The 22,300-nt window shown below is 59.6% G+C and carries 21 protein-coding genes; 18 read left to right on the forward strand and 3 right to left on the reverse strand.

Annotation, left to right across the window (positions count from 1 at the left end; translation table 11 throughout):
* Positions 1-5: 5 nt before the first annotated feature.
* Positions 6-920: a carbohydrate ABC transporter permease gene (locus AC1RN6_RS13015; RefSeq protein WP_493005828.1), complete on the reverse strand. Its 915-nt coding sequence runs from the start codon at positions 918-920 to the stop codon at positions 6-8.
* Between the two features lie 112 nt (positions 921-1,032).
* Positions 1,033-2,304 (reverse strand): ABC transporter substrate-binding protein, encoded by a 1,272-nt coding sequence (locus tag AC1RN6_RS13020; protein WP_493005829.1) that lies wholly within the window; start codon positions 2,302-2,304, stop codon positions 1,033-1,035.
* Between the two features lie 431 nt (positions 2,305-2,735).
* On the opposite strand from AC1RN6_RS13020, the gene AC1RN6_RS13025 reads away from it, so the two are divergent.
* The 5 genes from AC1RN6_RS13025 to AC1RN6_RS13045 all read left to right on the forward strand — a co-directional run bounded on the left by AC1RN6_RS13025 (position 2,736) and on the right by AC1RN6_RS13045 (position 7,899).
* Positions 2,736-4,079, forward strand: coding sequence for an ABC transporter substrate-binding protein (locus AC1RN6_RS13025; protein WP_493005831.1), 1,344 nt, complete (start codon positions 2,736-2,738; stop codon positions 4,077-4,079).
* Between the two features lie 20 nt (positions 4,080-4,099).
* Positions 4,100-4,813 carry a response regulator gene (locus tag AC1RN6_RS13030; RefSeq protein ID WP_007883659.1) on the forward strand — a complete coding sequence of 238 codons (714 nt, stop codon included), beginning with the start codon at positions 4,100-4,102 and terminating at the stop codon, positions 4,811-4,813.
* Between the two features lie 2 nt (positions 4,814-4,815).
* A complete protein-coding gene (locus tag AC1RN6_RS13035) occupies positions 4,816-6,351 on the forward strand; it encodes an ATP-binding protein (RefSeq protein ID WP_493005833.1) in 1,536 nt (511 codons plus the stop codon).
* Positions 6,352-6,454: 103 nt separating this feature from the next.
* Complete coding sequence (locus AC1RN6_RS13040; RefSeq protein WP_493005835.1) at positions 6,455-7,354, forward strand: alpha/beta hydrolase; 900 nt, start codon at positions 6,455-6,457, stop codon at positions 7,352-7,354.
* Positions 7,351-7,899, forward strand: a complete 549-nt coding sequence (locus AC1RN6_RS13045) for a DUF4118 domain-containing protein (RefSeq protein ID WP_493005837.1) — start codon at positions 7,351-7,353, stop codon at positions 7,897-7,899. The genes AC1RN6_RS13040 and AC1RN6_RS13045 overlap by 4 nt, the downstream gene beginning before the upstream one ends.
* Positions 7,900-7,991: 92 nt before the next feature.
* On the opposite strand, the gene AC1RN6_RS13050 is transcribed toward AC1RN6_RS13045, so the two are convergent.
* On the reverse strand, positions 7,992-9,206 hold the full coding sequence (locus tag AC1RN6_RS13050; protein ID WP_493005838.1) for an IscS subfamily cysteine desulfurase: 1,215 nt from the start codon (positions 9,204-9,206) through the stop codon (positions 7,992-7,994).
* A gap of 270 nt (positions 9,207-9,476) precedes the next feature.
* Between AC1RN6_RS13050 and AC1RN6_RS13055 the strand changes: the two genes are divergently transcribed.
* The 13 genes from AC1RN6_RS13055 (at position 9,477) to AC1RN6_RS13115 (ending at position 22,231) form a co-directional block, all read left to right on the forward strand.
* Positions 9,477-10,406: a LysR family transcriptional regulator gene (locus AC1RN6_RS13055; protein WP_493005840.1), complete on the forward strand. Its 930-nt coding sequence runs from the start codon at positions 9,477-9,479 to the stop codon at positions 10,404-10,406.
* Between the two features lie 115 nt (positions 10,407-10,521).
* Positions 10,522-12,024 carry an NAD(P)-binding domain-containing protein gene (locus tag AC1RN6_RS13060; protein WP_493005841.1) on the forward strand — a complete coding sequence of 501 codons (1,503 nt, stop codon included), beginning with the start codon at positions 10,522-10,524 and terminating at the stop codon, positions 12,022-12,024.
* The gene (locus AC1RN6_RS13065) at positions 12,021-12,995 is read left to right on the forward strand and encodes an ABC transporter permease (protein WP_493005843.1); all 975 of its coding nucleotides are present in this window, start codon (positions 12,021-12,023) and stop codon (positions 12,993-12,995) included. Before AC1RN6_RS13060 ends, AC1RN6_RS13065 begins: the two co-directional genes overlap by 4 nt.
* A gap of 38 nt (positions 12,996-13,033) precedes the next feature.
* Positions 13,034-13,969: an ABC transporter permease gene (locus AC1RN6_RS13070; protein WP_493005903.1), complete on the forward strand. Its 936-nt coding sequence runs from the start codon at positions 13,034-13,036 to the stop codon at positions 13,967-13,969.
* On the forward strand, positions 13,966-14,982 hold the full coding sequence (locus tag AC1RN6_RS13075) for an ABC transporter ATP-binding protein (RefSeq protein WP_493005845.1): 1,017 nt from the start codon (positions 13,966-13,968) through the stop codon (positions 14,980-14,982). The genes AC1RN6_RS13070 and AC1RN6_RS13075 overlap by 4 nt, the downstream gene beginning before the upstream one ends.
* A 40-nt stretch (positions 14,983-15,022) precedes the next feature.
* The gene (locus tag AC1RN6_RS13080; protein WP_493005904.1) at positions 15,023-16,027 is read left to right on the forward strand and encodes an ABC transporter ATP-binding protein; all 1,005 of its coding nucleotides are present in this window, start codon (positions 15,023-15,025) and stop codon (positions 16,025-16,027) included.
* A gap of 66 nt (positions 16,028-16,093) precedes the next feature.
* Positions 16,094-17,671 (forward strand): ABC transporter substrate-binding protein, encoded by a 1,578-nt coding sequence (locus tag AC1RN6_RS13085; RefSeq protein WP_493005846.1) that lies wholly within the window; start codon positions 16,094-16,096, stop codon positions 17,669-17,671.
* A 24-nt stretch (positions 17,672-17,695) separates the two neighbouring features.
* The gene (locus tag AC1RN6_RS13090; protein ID WP_493005847.1) at positions 17,696-19,039 is read left to right on the forward strand and encodes an acyl-CoA thioesterase/bile acid-CoA:amino acid N-acyltransferase family protein; all 1,344 of its coding nucleotides are present in this window, start codon (positions 17,696-17,698) and stop codon (positions 19,037-19,039) included.
* Entirely contained in the window at positions 19,036-19,557 is a 522-nt protein-coding gene (locus AC1RN6_RS13095; protein WP_493005848.1) for a CMD domain protein, read from the forward strand. Before AC1RN6_RS13090 ends, AC1RN6_RS13095 begins: the two co-directional genes overlap by 4 nt.
* A 13-nt stretch (positions 19,558-19,570) precedes the next feature.
* A complete protein-coding gene (locus AC1RN6_RS13100) occupies positions 19,571-20,161 on the forward strand; it encodes a peroxidase-related enzyme (RefSeq protein WP_493005849.1) in 591 nt (196 codons plus the stop codon).
* Positions 20,162-20,190: 29 nt separating this feature from the next.
* Positions 20,191-20,568, forward strand: coding sequence for a glycine cleavage system protein GcvH (gcvH, locus tag AC1RN6_RS13105; protein WP_493005851.1), 378 nt, complete (start codon positions 20,191-20,193; stop codon positions 20,566-20,568).
* A 176-nt stretch (positions 20,569-20,744) separates the two neighbouring features.
* Positions 20,745-21,254: a sigma-70 family RNA polymerase sigma factor gene (locus tag AC1RN6_RS13110; RefSeq protein ID WP_493005853.1), complete on the forward strand. Its 510-nt coding sequence runs from the start codon at positions 20,745-20,747 to the stop codon at positions 21,252-21,254.
* A gap of 5 nt (positions 21,255-21,259) precedes the next feature.
* Positions 21,260-22,231 carry a FecR domain-containing protein gene (locus tag AC1RN6_RS13115; RefSeq protein WP_493005854.1) on the forward strand — a complete coding sequence of 324 codons (972 nt, stop codon included), beginning with the start codon at positions 21,260-21,262 and terminating at the stop codon, positions 22,229-22,231.
* Positions 22,232-22,300 lie beyond the last annotated feature (69 nt).

A 22,300-nucleotide genomic window follows, 5' to 3' on the forward strand; every position in this document is an offset into this window, starting at 1 on the left:
ATTCCTTAAAGCTCATAACGGGTCAGCTTGCGCTGCACCAGATAAAAATAGGTACCGACGCCGGCCAGAATCACCAGGAACATCAGCGTCGCCACGGCCGCGCCCATGGTCGGGCTGCCGATCTGGGCCTGGTAGCCGAAGAAGGTGCGGTAGAAGAAAGTACCCAGCAAATCGCTGGAATAGTTCGGACCGGCCAGTGCACCCTTGACCGAATAGATCAGATCGAAGGCATTGAAGTTGGCGACGAAGGTCAGGATGGTGACCAGCCCCAGCGTCGGCCAGATCAGCGGCAGCTTGATTTGCCAGAAGATGCGCATGGCGCTGGCGCCTTCGGCATGGGCGGCTTCCAGAACTTCTTCCGGCACGGCCAGCAGCGCTGCGTAGATCAGCATCATCGGGATGCCGATGTATTGCCATACCGAGATCAGCGAGAGCGTGAACAGCGCAGTCGATTCCTGACCCAGAAAGGGTGCGAAGTAGTCGCCGAGGCCGACCAGCGTCATCAGTTTTTCACCGACGCCCCACAGCGGAGAAATGATCAACTGCCAGATGAAGCCGATGATCACCACCGATAACAAGGTCGGCAGAAAAATCAGCGTGCGGTAAGTGCGCGCACCACGCAGTCCCTTGAGACTGAACAAGGTCGCCAGCAGCAGGCCGATGGGATTTTGCAGCAGCATGTGGATGCAGAAGAACTTGACGTTGTTCCACATCGCGTTCCAGAACGCTGTCGACCAGTCGGCGTCGAACAGGATGGTGCGATAGTTGTCGAGGCCGACGAAGCTGTGCACGCCGGCGTCGTTGGCGGTGTAGAAACCAAGGCGCAGCGTGTCCAGCAAAGGCAGGGCGCTGAACAGGGAATAAATGATGACCGCCGGCGCCAGGAAGACGACGATGTGCCAGGGACGAGCTGTTTTCACTATGACTCCAAAAGTGAAGACCTGAAAGAGCTGAGACGGCGGCAGTACGGCGTAGAAATGCCGGCGCAGGCTTGGCTGCGCCGGTATCGCTACACTGTGCTACCGTTTTTTATTATTGCTGCGGCTTGTACCACTTCGCAAAACCGGTCTGGATCTTGGTGGCCGCGTCCTTCGGCGTCATCTTGCCGTTCAGCACCTGTGCATTGACGTTCCACATTTCGTTTTCCATGCTTGGCGTGCCGCGGTTCAGGATCTGCGAGTTGACGCGGATGGTCGACGAGCAGGACTTGCGCCAGTCGATCATCTGCTTGGCGATCGGATCCTTGACCGAGATCAGGTGGTTCGACAGCGAGAAGAAGCCGGTGACCTTGTTGGTGTAGATGTCGGCAAATTCCTGCGAGCCCAGCCAGGCCAGAAACTTGTAGGCGTCTTCCTTGTTCTTGGATTTCTTGTTCACGCCCATGCCGATGTCGTTGTGGTCGGAGATGTAGCATGCATCGCCGGCCTTAGGTACTGGCGGCGGGAACACGCCCAGTTCCAGCTTGGCGTTGGCATTGGCGTTGAAGTAGGCGATGTCCCATGAACCGGCGGCATACACGGCGCCCTGGCCGAGTGCGAACATGTTCTGGCTGTCGCCGTAGGTTTGTGCCGATGCGCCCTTGGAAAGATACTTGCCGAGCTTGGCTTCATATTCCCAGGCCGCCAGGAATTGCGGATCGGTGAACTTGGCCTTGCCGGCGATCAGCGCCTTGCGGCCGGTTTCGCCCTTCCAGTAGTTGGGGCCGACACCGGTGAACAGCACCTGGTGCGCTTCCCATTGATCGGCGGTGCCGAGCACCAGCGGGGTGTATTTGCCGCCGGCCTTGACGGTTTCCAGCAGCTTCAGGAATTCGGCTTCGGTCTTCGGCGGCTGCAGGTTCATCTCCTTGAAGATCTTCTGGTTGTACAGGAAACCGTGCATCACGGAAGCGATCGGCATACAGAAAGTGTCTTTGCCGTCATCGGTCTGCCATGCGACCTTGGACGATGCCGGGAAGGATTCCATGCCGGGCTTGCCGTCCAGTTTTTCCAGATGGCCCTTGTTATAGAGCGACAGCGAAACGTCGAACGGGCGGCAGGCAACCAGGTCGCCCGCAGTGCCGCCGGCCAGACGCGCGGTCAGGCTGGAGTCGTATTCGGTCGGTGCAGTCGGCGAGAATTTGACGGTGATTCCCGGGTTCTTTTTCTGGAAGGCCGGGATCAGGACGTTTTCCCACAGCGCCAGATCGTCGACGCGCCAGCTTTCAATCGTCAGCGTGCCGGCCTGCGCATTAGCGCCTGCCAGTGCGAGCAGCACGGCGCTGCTGAGGGTGGCGAGAGCGAGGGCTTTTTTTACGGTTTGCATCAAAGGTCTCCTGTTGGTTTTCTTGCATTGATGAGGGGGAAAGCCGCTCTGAGCTTCCGAAAAAAATCCGCAATTGCAGAGCCAGCGCCGCGACAGTAGCACCGGAGAAAATGTGATGCGAGCTTTCGAATTACAGCGTGAAATACTTGGTAAGTAATTGATTTAATTGGTGAATGATAAAAACTGCAACGATGTCGGATTACATATATTTACAGAGCATCGGAGGTGTTTCCGGATCGCGCCAATGGCGTGGCGGCATCCGGCTTTGTAAGGAAGGAAGTCGGGTAAACAGGAAACTAAATAAAACATTACATTTCTTTACAAAACGAGAATTCAATTAATGTTCTTATCGCGTGGTGACGGTGACTTGGGCTATAGTCACACGCGCTCTGGAGACGCAAGAAAACACAATGATAAAAATGACAAGGCTCATGTTGGGAGAGGCAAAGCTGCGCGCGGCAGGCGTCGCGGGCGTGGCATGCGTCCTGGCGCTTGCATTGCTGTCGCCGGCTTTTGCTGCGCCACCGATACCGGCTGCATTGCCCGCCACGCCTGCTGCATCTGCTGCCAGCAATACCGGTCCCTCGCTGCAAGTGCTGCACTGGTGGACATCCGCTGGTGAACGCAAGGCAGTCGGTGTGCTGATCAACAAGCTGGCCGAACAGAATATCCAGTGGCGCGACTTCGCCATCCCAGGCGGCGCCGGCATCGGTGCGGGCAAGGTGTTGAAGAGCATGGTGCTGGCCGGGCATGCGCCGGAAGTGACCCAACTGAATGGCGTTATCTTCGGCGAATGGGCCGACCTCGGGCTGCTGCTGGAACTCGACACCGTAGCGACGCAAGGCAACTGGCAAAAACTGCTGTTCCCGACGGCATGGTCGTTGCTGAACAATCACGGCCATGTGGTTGCCGCGCCGCTGGGCATTCACCGCATCAATAATCTGTACTACAACATCGCCGTTTTCAACCGGCTGGGATTGCGTCCGCCGCGCAGCTGGGACGAGTTCGAACAGATTGCCGCCAGGCTGAAGCAGGCCGGCATCACGCCATTGGCGCAGAGCAGCGAATCCTGGCAGGTGGCGACCTTGTTCGAGACGCTGGTGCTGGCTGAAAGCGGACCGGCGTATTACCGCGAATTATTTGTCGACCTTAGTCCGCGCGCTTTCGCCGATGCGCGCTTGCTGCATGCGCTCAAGCGTTTGCGCAACCTCAAGCAGGTGATGCAATTGCCGGTGCGTGAGCGACCCTGGACGGAAATAGCGCATCAGCTGGCCGATGGCGAAGCCGGCATGTTCATCATGGGCGACTGGGCCAAAGGGGATTTCAATGCCTGGGGGCTGAGCGCCGATCAGCAGTTCGGTTGTGCTGCCGTGCCGGGGACGGCCGATTATCATTTATATAGCATCGACACGCTGGCGATGTTCGCGGACGACTACTCCCATCAGCCTGCGCAGGAAGTGCTGGCGCAAATTGCGATGTCGCCGGCGGTGCAATCCGACTACAATAAATTCAAGGGCGCGATCCCTGTCTGGCGCGCGCCGGACACCAGCAAGATGGACAGCTGCTCGCTCAATTCATGGCGTACGTTCAGCAAGGGCGCTGCGTTTCAGGCGCCGAGCCTGGTACACCGGATGGCGACCGACGAAACCACCAAGGACGCCATCGTCGCCGAGCTGCGGCGATTCTTTATCGACGACCAGATTCCTGAAGCCGAGGTGCAGCGCAAGCTGGCCGCCATCGCACGGGCGCTGTCAAGGACAGGCAAAGTGGAATAGATTTAAGCAAACGAGCAACAATGACCCGCAAAATCCTCATCGTCGACGACGACCAGAAAACCCGGACTCTCCTGAAAACCTATCTGGAGAAGAACCAGTATGAAGTGCGCCTGGCGCACAACGGCGAAGCCTTTCTGGCGGAGTTTCAGCGCTACGCCGACGAGCTGTCGCTGGTAATCCTCGACGTCATGCTGCCGGACACCGACGGTTTTGCCTTGTGCAAGATCGTACGGCGCAAGTCGAACGTGCCGATCATCATGCTGACCGCCAGCTCGGACGAAACCGACCGGGTGGTCGGCCTCGAACTGGGCGCCGACGACTACATCGCCAAGCCCTACAGCCCCCGCGAACTGCTGGCGCGCATCAAGGCCATCCATCGCCGCACCGGCATCGACAACGCGGCGGCCCCGCGTTTCTACCGCTTCGTCGGGTTTACGCTCGACACCGTTGAGCGCACCTTGCTCGACAGCGCCGGGCAGGTGGTGGCGCTCACGGGCATGGACTATCAGTTGCTGAAATATTTCGTCGAACATCCCGGCGATGTGCTGGACCGCAATGTCCTCAGCGAAGAAACCCGCGGCCGCGATTCCGGCCCGCTGGACCGTTCGCTTGACGTGCAGATCAGCAAGCTGCGCCTGCGCCTGAATGACGGCGGCAAGCAGCCGCACCTGATCAAGACGGTGCGTGGCGCAGGTTATGTCTTCTCGGCCGATGTGACGGCGGCGTCGGTCTGACCATGTCCGGCATTCCATCTCCGGTGTCGCCGTCGCCTGTGCCGCACAAAGCCTTGCGCCGGCAGTATTTTCCTGCGGTGGCGCAGGTACTGGACTGGCTGCTGCCGAATTCCCTGTTGGGCCGGTTGTCGGTGGTGATGATCTTCGGCGTGCTGGTGACGCAATTGGCCGGCGGGCTGATCTGGGCGGCGCAGCTGCGCACCAAATCAGAGGCGGAAGCGCGCATCTCCGCGCAGCATCTGGCACATAGCGCCTCGGGTGCGATCCGCTATTTCATGAGCCTGCCGTCGAACTACCGTCCGATCATGATCCAGCAGCTGCGTGAAATGGGCGGCACGCGTTTCTTCGTCAACGCCAATACCGCGCTGGTGCCGATTCAGCCGATTGCCCGAAATTCATTGGCGGATATTGCCGTCGAGTCAGCTGAGGAAGCCTTGAAATCCGATTTGCCGTTCTTGCCGGAATTCCGTCTGGCCTTCGCCTGGCCGGACAACCTGCCGGTATCCGACGACGGCCTGAAAATCGGCGACCTGCCGGACAGCTGGGTGCAGCATATCTTGCTGATCAAGCCGAACCCGGCGCCGGTGCTGGTGATTCAGACGCAGATCGAATCCGGAAAATGGTTGTATCTGGCGGCGCTGATGCCTAATCCGTATTTCCTCGACAGCAGCAATCCCTTGTCGCTGGACCGCGTGGTCTTGCAAGGCTTGTCGCTGGCGGCGATTTTGCTGCTGACCATTCTGGTGGTGCGCTGGACCACACGTCCATTGGCGGCGCTGTCGGATGCGGCCGAAGCTTTCGGCAAAGGGGAGACCGTGCCGGAGTTGCCGGAGACCGGCAGCCGCGAATTCGTCAAGACCGCGCGCGCCTTCAGCGGCATGCGCGAGCGCATCAAGCGTTACCTGGAAGACCGCGAGCGCCTGTTCGTCTCGATTTCGCATGACTTGCGCACGCCGATCACGCGCCTCAAGCTGCGCACGGAATTGCTCGACGACGACGACATGCGTACCGAATTCCATGACGACCTTGACGAACTGGACATGATGGTGAAGGGCGCATTGCAATCCGTCAAAGACAGCGACATCCACGAAAATCGCACCGAGGTCCGGCTCGATGCGCTGGTGGCCCGGATGATCCGCGATGCCAGCATGGCGGGGCATGAAGTGGCGTTCGAGCCGTCCGGCATCAACGTCATGGCCAAGCCGCTGGCCTTGAAACGCGCCATCGGCAACCTGTTCGACAATGCGCTGTTTTATGGCCAGAAGGTGGAGATCGCGATCCGGCAGTCGCAAGGCGTTGACGGCGACATGGTCGAGATCGAGCTCCGCGACCACGGTCCCGGCGTGCCGGAGGACGCCATGGGAAGCCTGTTTCAACCTTATCTGAGGCTGGAACACGGACGCAACCTGAACAGTGGCGGCATGGGGCTGGGGCTAGGGATTGCGCGCAATATCGTGCAGGCGCACGGCGGTGAACTGTTGTTACGCAATCATCCCCAGGGCGGCCTCATTGCGACGATCATTCTTCCGGCGAAGTGAACGTTCCGTGTCGTTATTGAGAACCTTTCGCAAATCCCTGTGAAGAAATGTCAATAGAGGTCTACAATGCTGACTATTCGACATCATCGTAATTCTGTATCGCATGGACCAGAGCGCACGTACCGAACATTTACAGGAAAGGCATCAAGAGCGGCAGCGGGATCATGCCGTCATTTTGTTGCATGGGCTGTGCGGCTCGAGCCTTGAACTGGGCACCATCCCCAAGGCCCTGAAGAAGGCCAACTGCACCGTTGTCGAGATGCAGATTCCCAATTATTCCGCAGCACTGACCGATCACACCATCACACCCAACTGGATGGACTGGTGCGCCATGGTCGAAAGCAAGATCGTCAAGCTCAAGGAAGATCACAAGACCGTCTCACTGTGCGGCCTGAGCATGGGCGCCACGCTGGCGCTGGCGGTGGCGACTTTCAGCCGGGAAATCCTGAGCGTGGTGCTGTTGTCGCCGGTGTTGAAATATGACGGCTGGTCGATTCCCTGGTATCACCGCTGGATGAACCTGCCGTACATGCTCGGCTATCGCAACTGGACGTACAAGGAAAGCGATCCTTACGGCATCAAGAACTTCGAAATGCGTCGCCGTGTAGCCAATGCCCTGAAAAAAGACGGCGTGGCGGCGGTCGGCGCCGCGGCAATTCCCGCGCGCCATCTGTGGGCTGCGCAAAAACTGATGGCTTATGTGCGCCAATCCTTGCCGCTGGTGCGCGCCAGCACGCTGGTGATTCATTCCATCGACGATGAAACCGCTGCGCCGCGCAACGCCGAAATGATCCTGGAAAACGTTAAGTCGGAAGTCCGCAAGGTTGTCTGGCTGGGTGATTGCTACCATATCATCACCGTCGACAACGAGCGCGAGATCGTGACCAACGAGGCCGTGCAGTTCATCAAGCGCAATATAGAAATGCACAGCAATGATATTTCGCTCAAGTATCTCTTGCACAACTCGCCGCTGAAAGACCGCAGAACGGTATCCGCATCATGACCATGATGAACAGGGAGCTTCTTGTGAACTTCATCAAATTGCGAAATGCGAAGCGCTGGAAGGCCGTCAATCTCAATCCCACGCTGGTGTGCATGTTCGGCTTTCTGGTTGCGTTCGGGTTGCGTTATGTCCTGAGCCCGTTCGTCGATGAATCGATGTCGATGTTTTTATTCGCGCTCAATTGCATCGTTATGAGTTATCTGTTCGGCTATGTGCAGTCGCTCATTTTGCTGGTCATCAGTATTCCGACGGCGCTGTTCTTCTTCCGCAAACCGTATTTCATGATGGATGGTCTGGGAAGCAAAGATGTCTTTCTGATCGTGGTCTACGGCGCAATCGTCATGCTGGCATCCATCATTATCGAATGGCTCCAGCGCGAGCGTTATTCTGCCGTGTTGCAGCAGCGGGTATCGGAGACGCGCTATCAGATGCTGATCGAGTCGGATCAGGCGCGTCGCGCCGAGTACGCGGAGCATTTCGCCGCCGTGAGCAAACGCCAAAGCGAAGAAGCCGCTGCAACAAGCGCCGGCGTGGCTCCTCAGTAAGGCAAACCGATATCGTTGCAGGTGAGGGTATAGACAATGCGAGCCGCAATGGCTCGCATCGTTATATTGACTAAGCGGTAATCTCCTGGCGCTTAATGTGCGGCGGCAGTCTGGTGTTGCAGCAGTTGGCGCAAGGTCTCGATGGTGTAGTCGATTTCCGCTTCTGTTGTATAGCGTCCCAGTGAAAAACGAATTGCGCTGCGCGCCAGCGCAGCCGGGCGGCCGATTGCAGACAGCACATAGGACGGCGCCGCGTTGGCCGAATTACAGGCCGAACCGGCCGACACGGCGATATCCAGCAGTTGTCCCGCCACCGATACATCTCCACCCAGATCGAAACTCACATTCAGGTTGTGCGGAATGCGCGCCTGCTCGCAGCCGTTCATGACTACCCCCGGCAGCACGCGCAGGCCGTTCCACAAGCGGTCGCGCAGGACGCGGATGCGCGCGCTTTCTTCTTCCTGCAGTTGCGCCGCCAGGGCGAAGGCTTCGCCCATGCCGACGATCTGATGCGTTGCCAGCGTGCCGGAGCGCATGCCGTTCTCGTGTCCGCCGCCGTCGATCTGGGCTTCCAGTTTCAGTTCGGGATTGTGGCGGACGAACAGGGCGCCGATGCCTTTGGGGCCGTAGATCTTGTGCGCACTGAACGACATCATGTCGACTTTCAGCGTCTGCAGATCGATGGTGATTTTGCCGGCGGCTTGCACGGCGTCGACATGGAAGACAATGCCGCGTTCGGCGCAAATCTCGCCCAGTTCCGCGATCGGCTGGATCACACCGATTTCATTGTTGACCATCATGACCGACGCCAGGATGGTGTCGGGGCGCAACGCCGCCTTGAATTGCTCGACCGTGATCAGGCCGTTGGGCTGCGGTTGCAGGAAGGTCACGTTGAAGCCGGCGCGCTCCAGCGTGTGCATGGTGTCGAGTACGGCTTTATGTTCGGTGGCGACTGTAATCAGATGCTTGCCGCGGCCCGCTTCGCGCAGGACATGCGCTGCGCCTTTGAGCGCCAGGTTGTTGGATTCGGTCGCGCCGGACGTCCACACGATTTCTGCCGCCTTCGCGCCGACCAGGGAGGCAACCTGCTTGCGCGCCTTTTCCACCGCCGCCTTGGCTTCCCAGCCGAATGAATGAGAGCTGCTGGCCGGATTGCCGAACTTTTCCGTCAGATAGGCGCACATCTTGACTGCAACCGCCGGGTCGACCGGTGTCGTTGCCGAATAGTCCAGATAGATGGGAAATTGCAGCGCAGCCTTGTCGACGACGGAGCTGGCGGAGGAATCACAGGCGGAGGAAGCATTCATGGCAATGAATCCGTAATAGAGAAGTGCTTACGTTACGATGAAATCAATAGAAGAAAAACGAATATAAATTAATTTCAATATGCATTTTTTGATGCATTTGTGAAAAGTCGCCGCACCAGTCCTCAATCTGGGGACCGGACGCGCAAACAAGCGGCTGAAGGTGCTCATCCCGGTTTATGCAGTTTTTTCGTATTAACTTATGCAAAATGATTATACTTAAATGGAATGAACATATGTCTATAATCCGAAAATCATATAAACCATAATAATATGGACCTGAATCAACTGGAAGCGTTTTCGGCGGTGATGACAATAGGCAGCGTGACCGGAGCCGGGCGCAGCCTTGGCCGCTCGCAGCCGGCCGTCAGCAAGGCGATTCAGGATCTGGAGAGTGAGCTCGGCTATCCCTTGTTCGACCGCAACGGCCCGCGGGTGACGCCGACCGACAAGGCTTTCCTCTTGTATGAAGAAGTCGAGCGCTCGCTGGTCGGCTTGCGCACCATCCGCGAACGCGCGCTGGAAATCGGCCGCGAAGAGCTGCAGCCGATTCACTTGGTGGCGACCCCGGCGCTGGCATCGACCATCGCGCCGGCAGCGCTCAAACTGATCGAAAAACACGGCTTGCCGGAACATATTCATCTGCGCAGCGCTTCGGCGGAACAGGTCGTGCACTCGGTACTGCACCGTACCGTCAGCCTCGGCCTGACCAGTTTGCCGGTGGCGCATCGCGGCCTTGATCTGCACTGGATCGGCCAGGCTCCCTGCGTAGCAGTGCTGCGCGCCGACAGCCCGCTGGCCAAAGCGGATGTAGTGACAGTCGACGCCTTGCGCCATGAACGCGTGATCACGATGTCAAACCGCTATCGCCTGCGCCAGCGCATCGACATGGCGCTCGGGCACGACAAGCCGCTGAACGTGGCGATCGAAACCAATACTTCTTTTAACGCCATCATGGCCGCACACGCGGGTCTCGGCGTAGCGCTGGTGGAGCCGATCACCGCGCTGGGCATGCCGATTGAAGGCCTGGCGGTGCGTCCGCTGGCGGAGAACATTCCTTTTTATTTCGGTGTGGTTACGCCATTCGGCAAGCCGGTCGACGGCATCACCCAGGCACTGATCGGCGCGATTGAAACGGCAGCAAGAGACATCCTGCATGGCTTCGTCAAACGCGATGCGAGCGACCACGACGATTTGCTGTAACGGATGCGGGATGGCTTGCTTCCCGCGATGCAAGAACATTGACAGAACAACAGAATGAAGCAGCAGGCATGTACATGATTTTTTATATTCAGCCGACAGGGAAGGGGCGCTCATCGTGAGTGAAACTACACAGGCCGGAAACGCCACAAACGCAGCTGCCGGCACCGGAGCGATTGGTCTGGCTGCGCTGGAAGCGCGTTTGCAGCAAGACCTGGCCTGGCTGGAACTGCCGGCCAAATCCTGGGTGCCGCCCAAGTCCGTGGACGGTCGGCAGGTGCTGGATGTTGCTGTCATCGGCGGCGGCCAGGCCGGCATGGCGGCTGCGGTGTCGCTGCTGCATCTGGGTATCAACGCAGTCATTTACGATCAGTCGCCGGCAGGTTTTGAAGGTCCGTGGGCGACGACGGCGCGCATGGAAACTCTGCGCTCGCCCAAGAAGCTGACCGGGCCCGCGCTGGGCTTTGCCGCGCTGACTTTCCGCGCCTGGTTTGAAGCGCAGTTCGGACTCGAAGCCTGGGATGCGCTGGATAAAATCCCGCGTCTGCAATGGATGGATTATCTGCGCTGGTACCGCAAGGTCATGGCGCTGGACATCCGCAACGATCATCGCATTGATGCCATCCTGCCGCGCGCTGACGGCGTCGTGGAACTGCATATCGACGCACCGGCGGGCAAGTCGGCGGTGCTGGCGCGCCGCGTGGTGCTGGCGACCGGTCGCGACGGTCTTGGCGGCGCGTATCTGCCGCCTTTGGCTGAGAGCCTGCCGCGCGCGCTGTGGGCGCACTCTTCCGACGACATGGATTACAGCAAACTGGCGGGTAAGCGCGTGGGCGTGATCGGCGCCGGCGCTTCGTCCATGGACAGCGCTGCAACTGCGCTGGAGTCCGGCGCAGAACGCGTCGATCTGCTGATCCGCCGCAAGGAACTGCCGCGCATCAACAAGGGTAAGGGTGCCGGCAGCCCGGGCCTCACCAACGGCCACGTCAATCTGCCGGATGAATGGAAATGGCGCATCCGCCATTACATCAACGTGCAACAGACGCCGCCGCCGAGCGGCAGCGTACAGCGCGTGTCGAAGTTTGCCAACGCGCGCTTCCTGTTCGGTGCGTCCATCGACAAGGTCGAGGTGGTCGGCGACAGTCTGCGCATCACCACGCCGCGCGGCCTGTTCGAGATCGATTTTCTGATTTTCTCAACGGGCTTTCGCATCGACTGGACCGTGCGTCCGGAGTTCGCGGCTATCGCGCCGCACATCCGCAACTGGCGTTCGCGCTACATGCCGCCAGTCGGTGACGAAGACATGGAGTTGTCCGATTCGCCCGATCTCGGGCCGGCATTCGAATTCCAGCAAAAGCATCCGGGCGGCTTGCCCGGCCTGGAACGCGTACATTGCTTCTGCTATCCGGCGGCATTGACTCATGGCACGCTGTCGGGCGACATTCCTGCGATCAGCGATGGTGCACAACGGCTGGCGCAGGGTATTGCGTCCTTGCTCTATGGCGAAGACGTCGATACGCATTACAAGAATATTCAGGCCTATGCCGAGCCCGAACTGATCGGCGATGAGTGGACGCCTTCCGAGCCAACCGAACAGGAACGCCGGGGAGCCAGCCGATGAGCGGGGCGATTCTGCGCAGCGTCTTGCAGGCGCTTGCGGTGCTGCTGTTGATGACGGTCATCGTCTTCTTCGGCCTGCACATGATCGGCAATCCGGTCGACATCCTGATCGGTCAGGATGTCGACCAGGTCGACCGCTTGCGCATCATCAAGGAACTCGGCCTGGATCAGCCGATCTGGCGGCAGTATCTGGCCTTCCTCAATGGCGCGCTGCATGGCAATCTGGGCAACAGCTTCGTCTACAACGAGCCGGCCATCAAACTGATCTTCCAGCGCCTGCCGGCTACGCTGGAGCTGGCCTTCGCTGCGCTGATCCTGGCGGTGCTGGTCGGTATTCCGCTGGGTCTGCTGGCCGGACTGTTTCCGGAAAACGTCTTCTCGCGCATGATCATGACCGGCAGCATCCTCGGCTTTTCGCTGCCGACATTCTGGATCGGCCTGATGCTGATTATGGCCTTCAGCGTGTCGCTGGGCTGGTTGCCCTCAGGCGGACGCGGCCAGACCGCGGGCTTGTTCGGCATTCAGTGGTCGTGGCTGACAGCTGATGGTCTGCGCCATCTCATCCTGCCGGCGCTGAACTTATCGCTGTTCAAGATTTCGCTGGTGATTCGCCTCACGCGCGCCAATGTGCGTGAAGTGCTGCCGATGGATTTCGTCAAGTTTGCGCGCGCCAAAGGTCTGGCGCCGCTGCGCGTGGTACTGATGTACGTGCTGCGCAATACGCTGATTCCGCTGGTGACGATTCTCGGTCTGGAGTTCGGCTCGACGATTGCCTTCGCCGTCGTGACGGAAAGCATCTTTGCCTGGCCCGGCGCCGGTAAATTGATCCTCGACAGCATCAATGCGCTGGATCGTCCGGTGATCGTGGCGTACATGATGGTGATCGTATGCCTGTTCGTGACGCTGAACCTGATTGTCGACGTTTTGTATAAAGTACTGGATCCGCGCGTGCGGGTGGAGGTCAAGGCATGAGCGAGATTTCTGCACCCAAGCCCGTACCCGCGGCACCAATGACGCAGGAAGAAGTACGCGCCAGAGTCGCCGCGTTGTCAGCGTTCCAGCCGCCGCGCCGCGAATCGCCGTGGCGGCGCGTGATGCGCGGATTTTTGATGTCGAAGACGGCCATGTTCGGCCTGGCTGTCGCCGTACTGCTGATGGTCGCCGCGCTGGCTGCGCCCTGGCTGACGCCGCAAAATCCCTATGACCTGATGCAGCTGGACGTACTCGATGCGCGCTTGCATCCCGGCAGCGCCAACGGTCTCGGCACGTTTACCTACTGGCTCGGAACAGACGGGCAGGGGCGCGATTTGTATTCCGCGATTCTTTACGGCCTGCGTATCAGTGTCGGTATCGGCGTCGGCTCGGCCTTGCTGGCTGGCGTGATCGGCACCCTGATTGGTTTGCTGGCCGCGTATGCCGGCGGCAAGGTCGATGCGTTGCTGATGCGGCTGGCGGATCTGGTGCTGTCGTTTCCGTCGATTCTGGTGTCGATGCTGATACTCGCCTATCTGGGCAAGGGCATCTTCAACGTCATGGCGACACTGGTGGTGCTGGAGTGGGCTTACTACGCTCGCACTGCACGCGGCCAGGCGCTGGTCGAACGTCAGAAGGAATACGTCGAGGCTGCGCGCGGATTGGGTGTATCGGGCTGGCGCATCATGGTGCGCCATATCCTGCCGAACTGCCTGCCGCCGCTGATCGTCATCGGCACGCTGCAGATCGCACGCGCCATCACGCTGGAGGCGACCCTGAGCTTCCTCGGCCTCGGCGTGCCGATCACGGAACCATCGCTGGGCCTGCTTATTTCCAACGGCTATCAATACATGCTGTCCGGCGAATACTGGATCAGCTTCTATCCCGGCATCGCCCTGCTGGTGGTGATCGTGGCGATCAATATGGTCGGCGATCGTCTGCGCGATGTCATGAACCCAAGGTGGCAGAAATGAGTACACCCAACTCTGCGCCGACACTTGAAGTGCGCAATCTGCGTACGCACTTTTTTACGCCTGGAGGCGTGTTGCCGGCGGTTGACGATGTCTCGCTGACATTGGAGCGCGGTCGCATTCTTGGTCTGGTCGGCGAGTCCGGATCGGGCAAGACCGTGACCGGTTTTTCTATCCTGGGCTTGCTGGATGCACCGGGCCGCATCGTCGGCGGACAGATTCTGTTCAAGGGACAGGATCTGGTGACGCTGGACAAGAAGTCGCTGCGCAGTCTGCAGGGCAACCGCATCGCGATGATTTTTCAGGATCCGATGATGACCCTGAATCCGGTGCTGCGCGTCGAAGCACAGATGATCGACGCCGTGCTCGCCCATAGCAAAGTCAGCCGCGACCAGGCACGTCAACTGGCGCGCGACACGCTGGGCATGATGGGCATTGCCAGCCCGGACGAGCGCCTGCAAGCCTATCCGCATCAACTGTCCGGCGGCATGCGCCAACGGGTGGCGATCGCGATTGCGATGCTGCACAAGCCGGACCTGATCATCGCCGACGAGCCGACCACAGCATTGGACGTGACGATTCAGGCGCAGATTCTGTCGGAAGTGCAAAAGCTGGCGCGCCAGCACGGTACTGCGCTGATCTGGATCACGCACGATTTGTCCGTCGTAGCGGGGCTGGCCGACGATGTCGCCGTGATGTATTCCGGCCGCATCGTCGAGCAGGGCAAAGTATCCGACGTGCTCGACCAGCCGTTGCATCCTTATACGCAAGGCCTGATCGGCAGCTTGCCGAGCAACAACCGTCGCGGCGAACGTCTGCGCCAGATTCCCGGCCTGACACCGAATCTGCTGCACCTGCCGCCGACTTGCGCATTTGCGGCGCGTTGCGAGCGCGTCAGCGAGCAATGCCTCACACGTCCGGAAATCACGGAGCCGCTGAAGGCGCATTTCGTGCGCTGTTTCCATCCGGCGGTGCCACTGAATGCCGGGAATGCAATGGAGCTGCGCCATGGATAAAGCACTGGAGCAAGTACAACCGCAGGCGCCACAGCAGACAATGGAAAAAGTGATCCCTCTGGTGGAAGCGCGCCAGGTCGGCAAACGTTTCGGCGAGCGCAAACCGCGTCCGTTTGAATCGCAATTGATCGCGCGCGGCTGGATGCGTCCGGCGGCGGTCACGCAAGCACTCGATGCGGTCGACCTGCACGTCATGCCGGGCGAGGTAGTCGGACTGGTGGGCGAGTCAGGTTGCGGCAAGTCGACGCTGGGACGCATCGTCAGCGGCTTGCTGTCGCCGTCGTCCGGGCAGGTGCTGATCGATGGCGTCGACCGCAACCAGCTCAGCGCGCGGGAACAGCACATCACGCGCCGCAAAGTGCAGATGATTTTTCAGAATCCTTACGCCAGCCTCAATCCGCGCCTGCGCGTCGATGAAATCGTCGGCGAAGCGGCGCTGATCCACGGCATGGTGGACAAGGCCGGACTCGACGACTACGTCAGCGCGCAACTGCTGCGCGCCGGGCTGGATCCCGAATTGCGCGACCGCTATCCGCATCAGTTCAGCGGCGGCCAGCGCCAGCGTATCGGTATTGCCCGCGCTTTGGCGGTGCAGCCGCAGATGCTGGTGGCGGACGAAGCGGTGGCGGCGCTGGATGTATCGATTCAGGCGCAGATCCTCAACCTGTTCAGCGATTTGCGTGAACAGCTTGGGCTGACTTATCTGTTCATCAGCCACGACCTGGGCGTAGTCGAACATGTCTCCGACCGTGTGGTCATCATGTATCTGGGACGTATCGTCGAGAGTGCCGCAGTCGATGAATTGTTTGCGCGGCCGAATCATCCGTACACCCAGGCTTTGTTGGCGGAAGTGCCGCGCTTGCAGGCGCGCAACAAGTCGTTCACGGCGATCAAGGGCGAGATTCCGAGTCCGCTGAATCCGCCGCAAGGCTGCCACTTTCACCCGCGCTGTCCGCATGCGATGGCGCGCTGCCGACAGGAGACGCCAGCGCTGAAGGAAGTCGCTCCGGGCCACATGAGCGCATGTCATTTGAATGATCAGTAAAGCATTGCAGCAAGCAACACCGATAACAAGCTTATTCCATATCCACCACTACCGAGGATGATGAACATGAAGAAAACCGTACTTTCCAGCCTGCTGGCCGTTGCGCTTCTGGGAGCCGCAGCCGTCAATTCAGCCGGCGCGCAGACGCTGAACATCGCATTCGCCGATCCGCTGTCGTCGCTCGATCCGCAACTGAACAACCACGCCGGCGACCGTTCCGTCGACCTGCATTTCTGGGATCTGCTGGTCGAGAACAACTACAACAAGCTGCAACCGGGCCTGGCTGCCAGCTGGAAGAACATCGATCCCAAGACCTGGGAATTCAAGCTGCGTCCCAACGTCAAGTGGCAGGACGGCAAGCCGTTCACCGCCGATGACGTGATCTTCTCGTATCAACGCGCACGCGCCGTGCCGGGCAGCGTGGCGACCTTTGCCGGCTACCTGCGCACTGTGGAATCGGTCACTGCCAAGGATCCGCTGACGCTGATCATCAAGACCAATATCGCCAATCCCGACCTGCCGCTGAACCTGGCGTCGGTGCATATCGTCAGCAAGCACGTCGGCGAAAAATCGCAGACTGAAAACTACAATAGCGGCGCCGCCATGGTCGGCAGCGGTCCGTACAAATACGTGTCTTACACGCCGGGCGACCGCGTCGTCATGGAACGCAACAACGACTACTGGGGCCAGAAGCAGATCTGGGAAAAGGTCAATTACCGCTACATCAACAACGCCGCCGCGCGCACCGCAGCGCTGCTGTCGGGCGACGTCGACGTGATCGACAAGGTCTCGGTGTCCGATCTCGCCAAGCTCAAGCAATCGCCGAACGTCAAGGTGTTCCCGTACAACGGCCTGCGCGTGCTGCTGCTGCAACCGTCTTTCCACGAAGGTCCGAGCCCGTACATCACCGACAACAACGGCAAGCAGCTCGACAAGAACCCGCTGCTCGACGCGCGCGTACGCAAGGCCTTGTCGCTGGCGATCAACCGCAAGGCGCTGGTCGACCGTATTCTGCAAGGCGCCGCAACCGAAGCCAATCAATGGATGCCGGCCGACACCTTCGGCTACAACCCGGATATCAAGAACATTCCGAACGACGTCAACCAGGCCAAGAAACTGCTGGCAGATGCCGGCTTCCCGCAGGGCTTCAAGCTGACCATTCACGTGCCGAACGACCGCTATCCGCAAGCTCCGGAAACCATGCAAGCCGTGGCGCAGTTCTGGACCCGCATCGGCGTGAAGACTCAGGTGGAAGTGTTGCCATGGGCCTCGTACTCCGCACGCGCCAACAAGAATGAGTTTGCCGTCAGCGTACTGGCGTGGGGCAACGGCACCGGCGAAGCCAGCTATGCGATGGTAAACGTACTGGCAACCGTCGACGCCAAGAAGGGCCTGGGCGCTTCCAACTGGAATCACTACAGCAACCCGGCCATCGACAAGGCGCTGGCCGATTCGACCGCCGAATTCGATGCCGCCAAGCGTGAAGCGATCCTGCGCAATGCCGCCAAGATCGTTTCCGACGACGCCGGCATCATTCCGCTGTATCACTATCAAAACATCTGGGCGGCAAAGAAGGGCCTGAAGGTAACGCCGGCCAGCAGCGATCGCACCACCGCGATGATGGTGACGCAGGACAAGAAGTAACTTTGCAATCGAGGAAGTAACAGTATGGCTACCTTGAATGTCACCGTGACGCCCACTGATGACCTGATCGACGTGCCGCGCCGCATCGTCGTCACCGGTGCGGCGCCGGGCGAGCTGGTGCAGGTTTCCAGCAGCACTTTGCGCGCCGGCGCCAACTGGCAGAGCAGCGCGCGCTTTGTCGCGGATGAGGCGGGTCACGTCGATCTGTCGCTGGCGCCGGCAGTGGAAGGCGGAGGCAGCTATGCCGGGATTTCGGCGATGGGCTTGCTGTGGTCCCAACAGCCGGAGCAAGAGGGCAAGCGCGAGCAGTTTCATCCGGATGTGCAACAGCCGTTGATGACAACCGTGCACGTCAGCGCCGCCAGCGGAGAGACCGATGCGGTTCTGGTGCAGCGGCTTTGTGCCGACGGCGTGACACGTAGGGAAGTGCGCGAGCAGGGATTGGTAGGAACGCTGTTCTTGCCGCCGGCATCTGCCGGTCCAGGACCTTATCCTGCCCTCATGATCCTCAACGGTTCCGGCGGCGGCATCAACGAGCCGCGCGCGGCTTTATATGCGTCGCGTGGCTATGCGGCTTTTGCGCTGGCATATTTCAAGGCGCCGGGTCTGTCGGACTACATCTCCAATACGCCGCTGGAGTATTTTGAAAAAGGTCTGGACTGGCTGCGCGCCACCGTCAAGCCTCTGCACGATTTCGTCGCCATCAGCGGCCAGTCGCGCGGCGGCGAGCTGGTGCTGTTGCTGGGCGCCACCTTCCCGGAAAAGGTCTCGGCCGTACTGGCCTATGTGCCGAGCGCACTTGTGCACAGCGGTCAGAACGCCTGCGATCCGGCCATCGGACGGGAAGGCCCGACCTGGCTCCTGAACGGCAAGCCCTTGACCCATCAATGGGAAAACAACCGTCATGCCAGTTGGGCGCCGTTTGACGAAGGCCCGCCGCCGCACCGTCACGCACTGGCCATGCTGACCGCCTTGCAAGACAAGGAAGCTGTGGCAAAGGCGCGCATCCACGTGGAAAAAATTCAGTCGCCGGTGCTGCTGTTTTCGGCGAGTGACGATGGCTCCTGGCCGTCCAGCGTGTACGCGCGCATGGTCAGCGACAAGCTGGCCGAAGTCGCACATCCGCATGCGGTGGAGTGGCACGACTATCAGGATGCCGGTCACGCGATTCTGTTTCCCTATGTGCCGACGACGCAGACCAGCTACGCTCATCCGGTTTCCAAACGGATCAGCACAGGCGGCGGACTGCCTGCCGCCAATGCGCATGCCGACCATCACTCATGGCAGCATGCGCAGCAATTTTTACGGAATGCCATTGCCCGGAAAGAGCAGGAGCAGGCATCCCTCACTCGAAAGGAAATTTCATGACAACGCAAGTGGAATACAACATCGACAACGATGTCATCGACAAGCTGGCCGGCTTGCAGGCCGGCAGCGGTCTTTACGCCTTGCGCCATCAGCGCGAGAAAGTCGCGGTGGCAACCCAGGGCAGCTACGACACGCTGTTTGATCCGGCGCTGGAAGGCATCGACCTCGACGAACGCTTGCTGGTCGCGCTGTACGCCTGCCGTCTGGCCGGTGCGGCGGACGTTGCTGCGCATTACCGCGCGCGTCTGGATGCGCTGCCTGCGGATGCCGTACAACTTGCGGTCGCTGCCTCCGGCGACCCGGAGCAATTGCCCGAAGGCCGCCTGCGCGCGATGCTGATCTTTACCCACGCCTTGACCGAACGTCCGGTCGAAGGCGACAAAGCTGCGCTGCATACACTGCCTGCCGCCGGCATCAGCACGCCGGCCGTGGTGGCCTTGTCGCAACTGATCGCCTTCATCTCTTATCAGATCCGCGTCGTCGCCGGTCTGAAGGCGATGAAACCGGCAAGCAACTAAGACGGGGGACATCATGAGCACCATCATCAAATCGCACGGCTTCACCAACGAAGTACTCGAGTGGGACGCCTGGCTCGATGTCATTGATATCGAGAAAGCGACCGAAGATCAGATCAAGGTTCTGGAAGAAAGCCATCCCAAGGCCAAGACCTCGGACTACTACCTGTTCCTCGGCCATCAGCCGGAGATACTGCGCCAACGCTCCGCCGCATTCAACGCCATCATGTATGCGCCGGGCGGCATGTCGCGCGCCGAGCGTGAACTCGGTTCGATGGTCGTATCGCGCATCAACGGCTGCGTCTACTGCGCGTCGGTGCATGCCCAGCGTTTCGAACAACTGGCCAAACGCAACGACACCGTGCAGCAGGTCTTCGACGATCCCTACACGGCCGGCACAGATGCGCGTGAAAAGGCGATCTCGCAGTTTTCCATCGATCTGACCAAGAACCCCAACGACGTCAATGCTGCCAGCATCCAGGCGCTCAAGGACGTCGGTCTGAACGAGCAGGAAATCCTTGACCTGATCCATTCAGTCGCTATCTTTGCCTGGGCCAACCGCCTGATGCTCAACCTGGGCGAACCGGTTTTCCCGGCCGCAGAATAAGCAAAAGCACATCACTACAGGAGACGGACATGCTGATACCCGACACGCTGGTTTATGCCGATACACACGAGTGGATCAGACAGGAAGACGATGGCACGCTGACGATCGGCATCACCGATTTCGGTCAGGACCAATTGGGACCGCTGGTGTATGTGCAGACGCCGGAGGTTGGCAGCGTGCTCAAGCGCGGCGCCGACGCCGGCGTGGTTGAGTCCAACAAGACCGCATCCGACGTGCATGCACCGGTCGACGGCGAAGTGATTGCCGTCAACACGCTGCTGGCCAATACGCCGGAAGCGATCAACGAAGCGCCGTACGAGCAATGGATCTTCAAGCTGCGGCCGTTGACGGCATTCGATGAGTCGGCATTTCTGGATGCCGCTGCTTATACCAAGATGATCGGCTGATACCTTGTCCGCTTTAGAAAAAGCCCCGCAGAGACGGGGCTTTTTTATTGCGGATGTGACTTCCACGATGTCAGCGAGAATCCTTGCGGAAAGCCGCACCGACAAGCAACTTTGGCAAACGGAGGATGATACTGTAAAATGCGAACAATTCTCATTTAATAATCCCGTTCCTCGCCTTGGATACCGCTGCGAAATCACCGCTGGGCGCCGACATCGGTACGCTTTACTCGGATCACCACAGCTGGCTGCAAGGCTGGCTGCGGGGGAAGCTGGGTAACGCGTTCGATGCCGCCGATCTGGCGCAGGATACCTTCGCCCGGATTCTGGCGGGACGCACCGTCAGCGACATCAGTGAGCCGCGCGCTTATCTGACGACAGTCGCCAAAGGCATTCTGGTCAATTGGTATCGGCGTCAGGCACTGGAACAAAGCTTCCTGGAGGCGTTGGCAAACTTGCCTGAACCGCAGGCGCCATCTCCCGAGCAGCAACACATCATTCTGGAAACCTTATGCCAGATCGATCGTGTACTCGATGCCTTGCCGAAGAAGGTGAAACGCACTTTCCTGCTGTCACAGATCGAAGGCCTCAGATATGAAGAGATCGCCGAAGAACTCGATTGCTCGCTGATTTCCGTCAAACGCTACATGAAGCAGGCTTTCCTTGAATGCCTCAAGCTGATGGATTGAGCGGTATGAGCATATCCAATTCCGTCAATCCGGCTGCACTGGATCAGGCCGCCGACTGGCTGATGCTGTTGAATGACAGTGCTGCTACCGACGCCGATCGCGTCGCGTGCAAGCGCTGGCAGGAAGCATCTCCCGACAATGCGCGTGCCTGGGCGCGTGCCGAGTTGCTGATGAATCGTCTGGGCGGTTTGCCGCCGGATTTGGCGATGCCCGTGCTGGATCGGCCGGCACGTTTGCATCGCCGCCATGCGATCGCCAAACTCGCCAGTCTGCTGGCAGTGTTGCCTGCGGCGTGGCTGGGATGGCGTGTTGTTGATGAGCGCGGCTGGACCGCGGATCATCACACCGCCACGGGCGAGCGCCGCACCATCAGTCTGGCGGACGGCAGCAGAATCACGCTTAATACCGCAACGGCGATCGATGTTTCCTACGACGATCATCAGCGATTGGTGCGACTGCGCAGCGGCGAAATCTTCATTGAGACGGCCAGGGATACTTCATCCATGCGCAGACCGTTTTATGTCGACACTGCGGAGGGACGTCTGGAAGCGCTCGGCACGCGTTTCAGCGTCAGGCAGGATGAGGGAAAGACCCGGCTGGCAGTGTTTGAGAGCGCAGTGCGCATTGGGCCGCGAAAAATGTCGCCTGCGCAATTCCGCATCGTGCAGGCTGGACAGAAAACAAGCTTTACTGCATCGCAAATCGACGATGACATCCCGATCGGGCGCAGCGACGATGCCTGGACGCACGGCATGCTGCTGGTAGACAAAATGCCGATGGCGCAATTTGCCGCTGAGCTGGCACGTTATCGCAGCGGCGTTGTACATTGCGATCCTGCGGTTGGCGGGATGCTGGTGTCGGGTACCTTTCCGCTGGATGATTCCCAACGCATACTCACGATGCTGGTGTCGACGTATCCCGTCGATGCCGTACAACGTTTCAATGGTTACTGGGTGACTCTGGTGCCGCGCGGATAGCCATTTCCACGGGGCGACAAGACTTGCGCAAGACGTGCAAGAGCGTCGCAGGTGGCCAATACGGCATTT

Source organism: Herbaspirillum sp. GW822-FHT03A08, assembly GCF_058801885.1.

Coding starts and splice junctions, on each gene's coding strand:
- AC1RN6_RS13020 (WP_493005829.1), bottom strand. CDS start 2,304: ATGCAAACCGTAAAAAAAGCCCTCGCTCTCGCCACCCTCAGCAGCGCC.
- AC1RN6_RS13025 (WP_493005831.1), top strand. CDS start 2,736: ATGTTGGGAGAGGCAAAGCTGCGCGCGGCAGGCGTCGCGGGCGTGGCA.
- AC1RN6_RS13030 (WP_007883659.1), top strand. CDS start 4,100: ATGACCCGCAAAATCCTCATCGTCGACGACGACCAGAAAACCCGGACT.
- AC1RN6_RS13035 (WP_493005833.1), top strand. CDS start 4,816: ATGTCCGGCATTCCATCTCCGGTGTCGCCGTCGCCTGTGCCGCACAAA.
- AC1RN6_RS13040 (WP_493005835.1), top strand. CDS start 6,455: ATGGACCAGAGCGCACGTACCGAACATTTACAGGAAAGGCATCAAGAG.
- AC1RN6_RS13045 (WP_493005837.1), top strand. CDS start 7,351: ATGACCATGATGAACAGGGAGCTTCTTGTGAACTTCATCAAATTGCGA.
- AC1RN6_RS13050 (WP_493005838.1), bottom strand. CDS start 9,206: ATGAATGCTTCCTCCGCCTGTGATTCCTCCGCCAGCTCCGTCGTCGAC.
- AC1RN6_RS13055 (WP_493005840.1), top strand. CDS start 9,477: ATGGACCTGAATCAACTGGAAGCGTTTTCGGCGGTGATGACAATAGGC.
- AC1RN6_RS13065 (WP_493005843.1), top strand. CDS start 12,021: ATGAGCGGGGCGATTCTGCGCAGCGTCTTGCAGGCGCTTGCGGTGCTG.
- AC1RN6_RS13070 (WP_493005903.1), top strand. CDS start 13,034: ATGACGCAGGAAGAAGTACGCGCCAGAGTCGCCGCGTTGTCAGCGTTC.
- AC1RN6_RS13075 (WP_493005845.1), top strand. CDS start 13,966: ATGAGTACACCCAACTCTGCGCCGACACTTGAAGTGCGCAATCTGCGT.
- AC1RN6_RS13080 (WP_493005904.1), top strand. CDS start 15,023: ATGGAAAAAGTGATCCCTCTGGTGGAAGCGCGCCAGGTCGGCAAACGT.
- AC1RN6_RS13085 (WP_493005846.1), top strand. CDS start 16,094: ATGAAGAAAACCGTACTTTCCAGCCTGCTGGCCGTTGCGCTTCTGGGA.
- AC1RN6_RS13090 (WP_493005847.1), top strand. CDS start 17,696: ATGGCTACCTTGAATGTCACCGTGACGCCCACTGATGACCTGATCGAC.
- AC1RN6_RS13095 (WP_493005848.1), top strand. CDS start 19,036: ATGACAACGCAAGTGGAATACAACATCGACAACGATGTCATCGACAAG.
- AC1RN6_RS13100 (WP_493005849.1), top strand. CDS start 19,571: ATGAGCACCATCATCAAATCGCACGGCTTCACCAACGAAGTACTCGAG.
- gcvH (WP_493005851.1), top strand. CDS start 20,191: ATGCTGATACCCGACACGCTGGTTTATGCCGATACACACGAGTGGATC.
- AC1RN6_RS13115 (WP_493005854.1), top strand. CDS start 21,260: ATGAGCATATCCAATTCCGTCAATCCGGCTGCACTGGATCAGGCCGCC.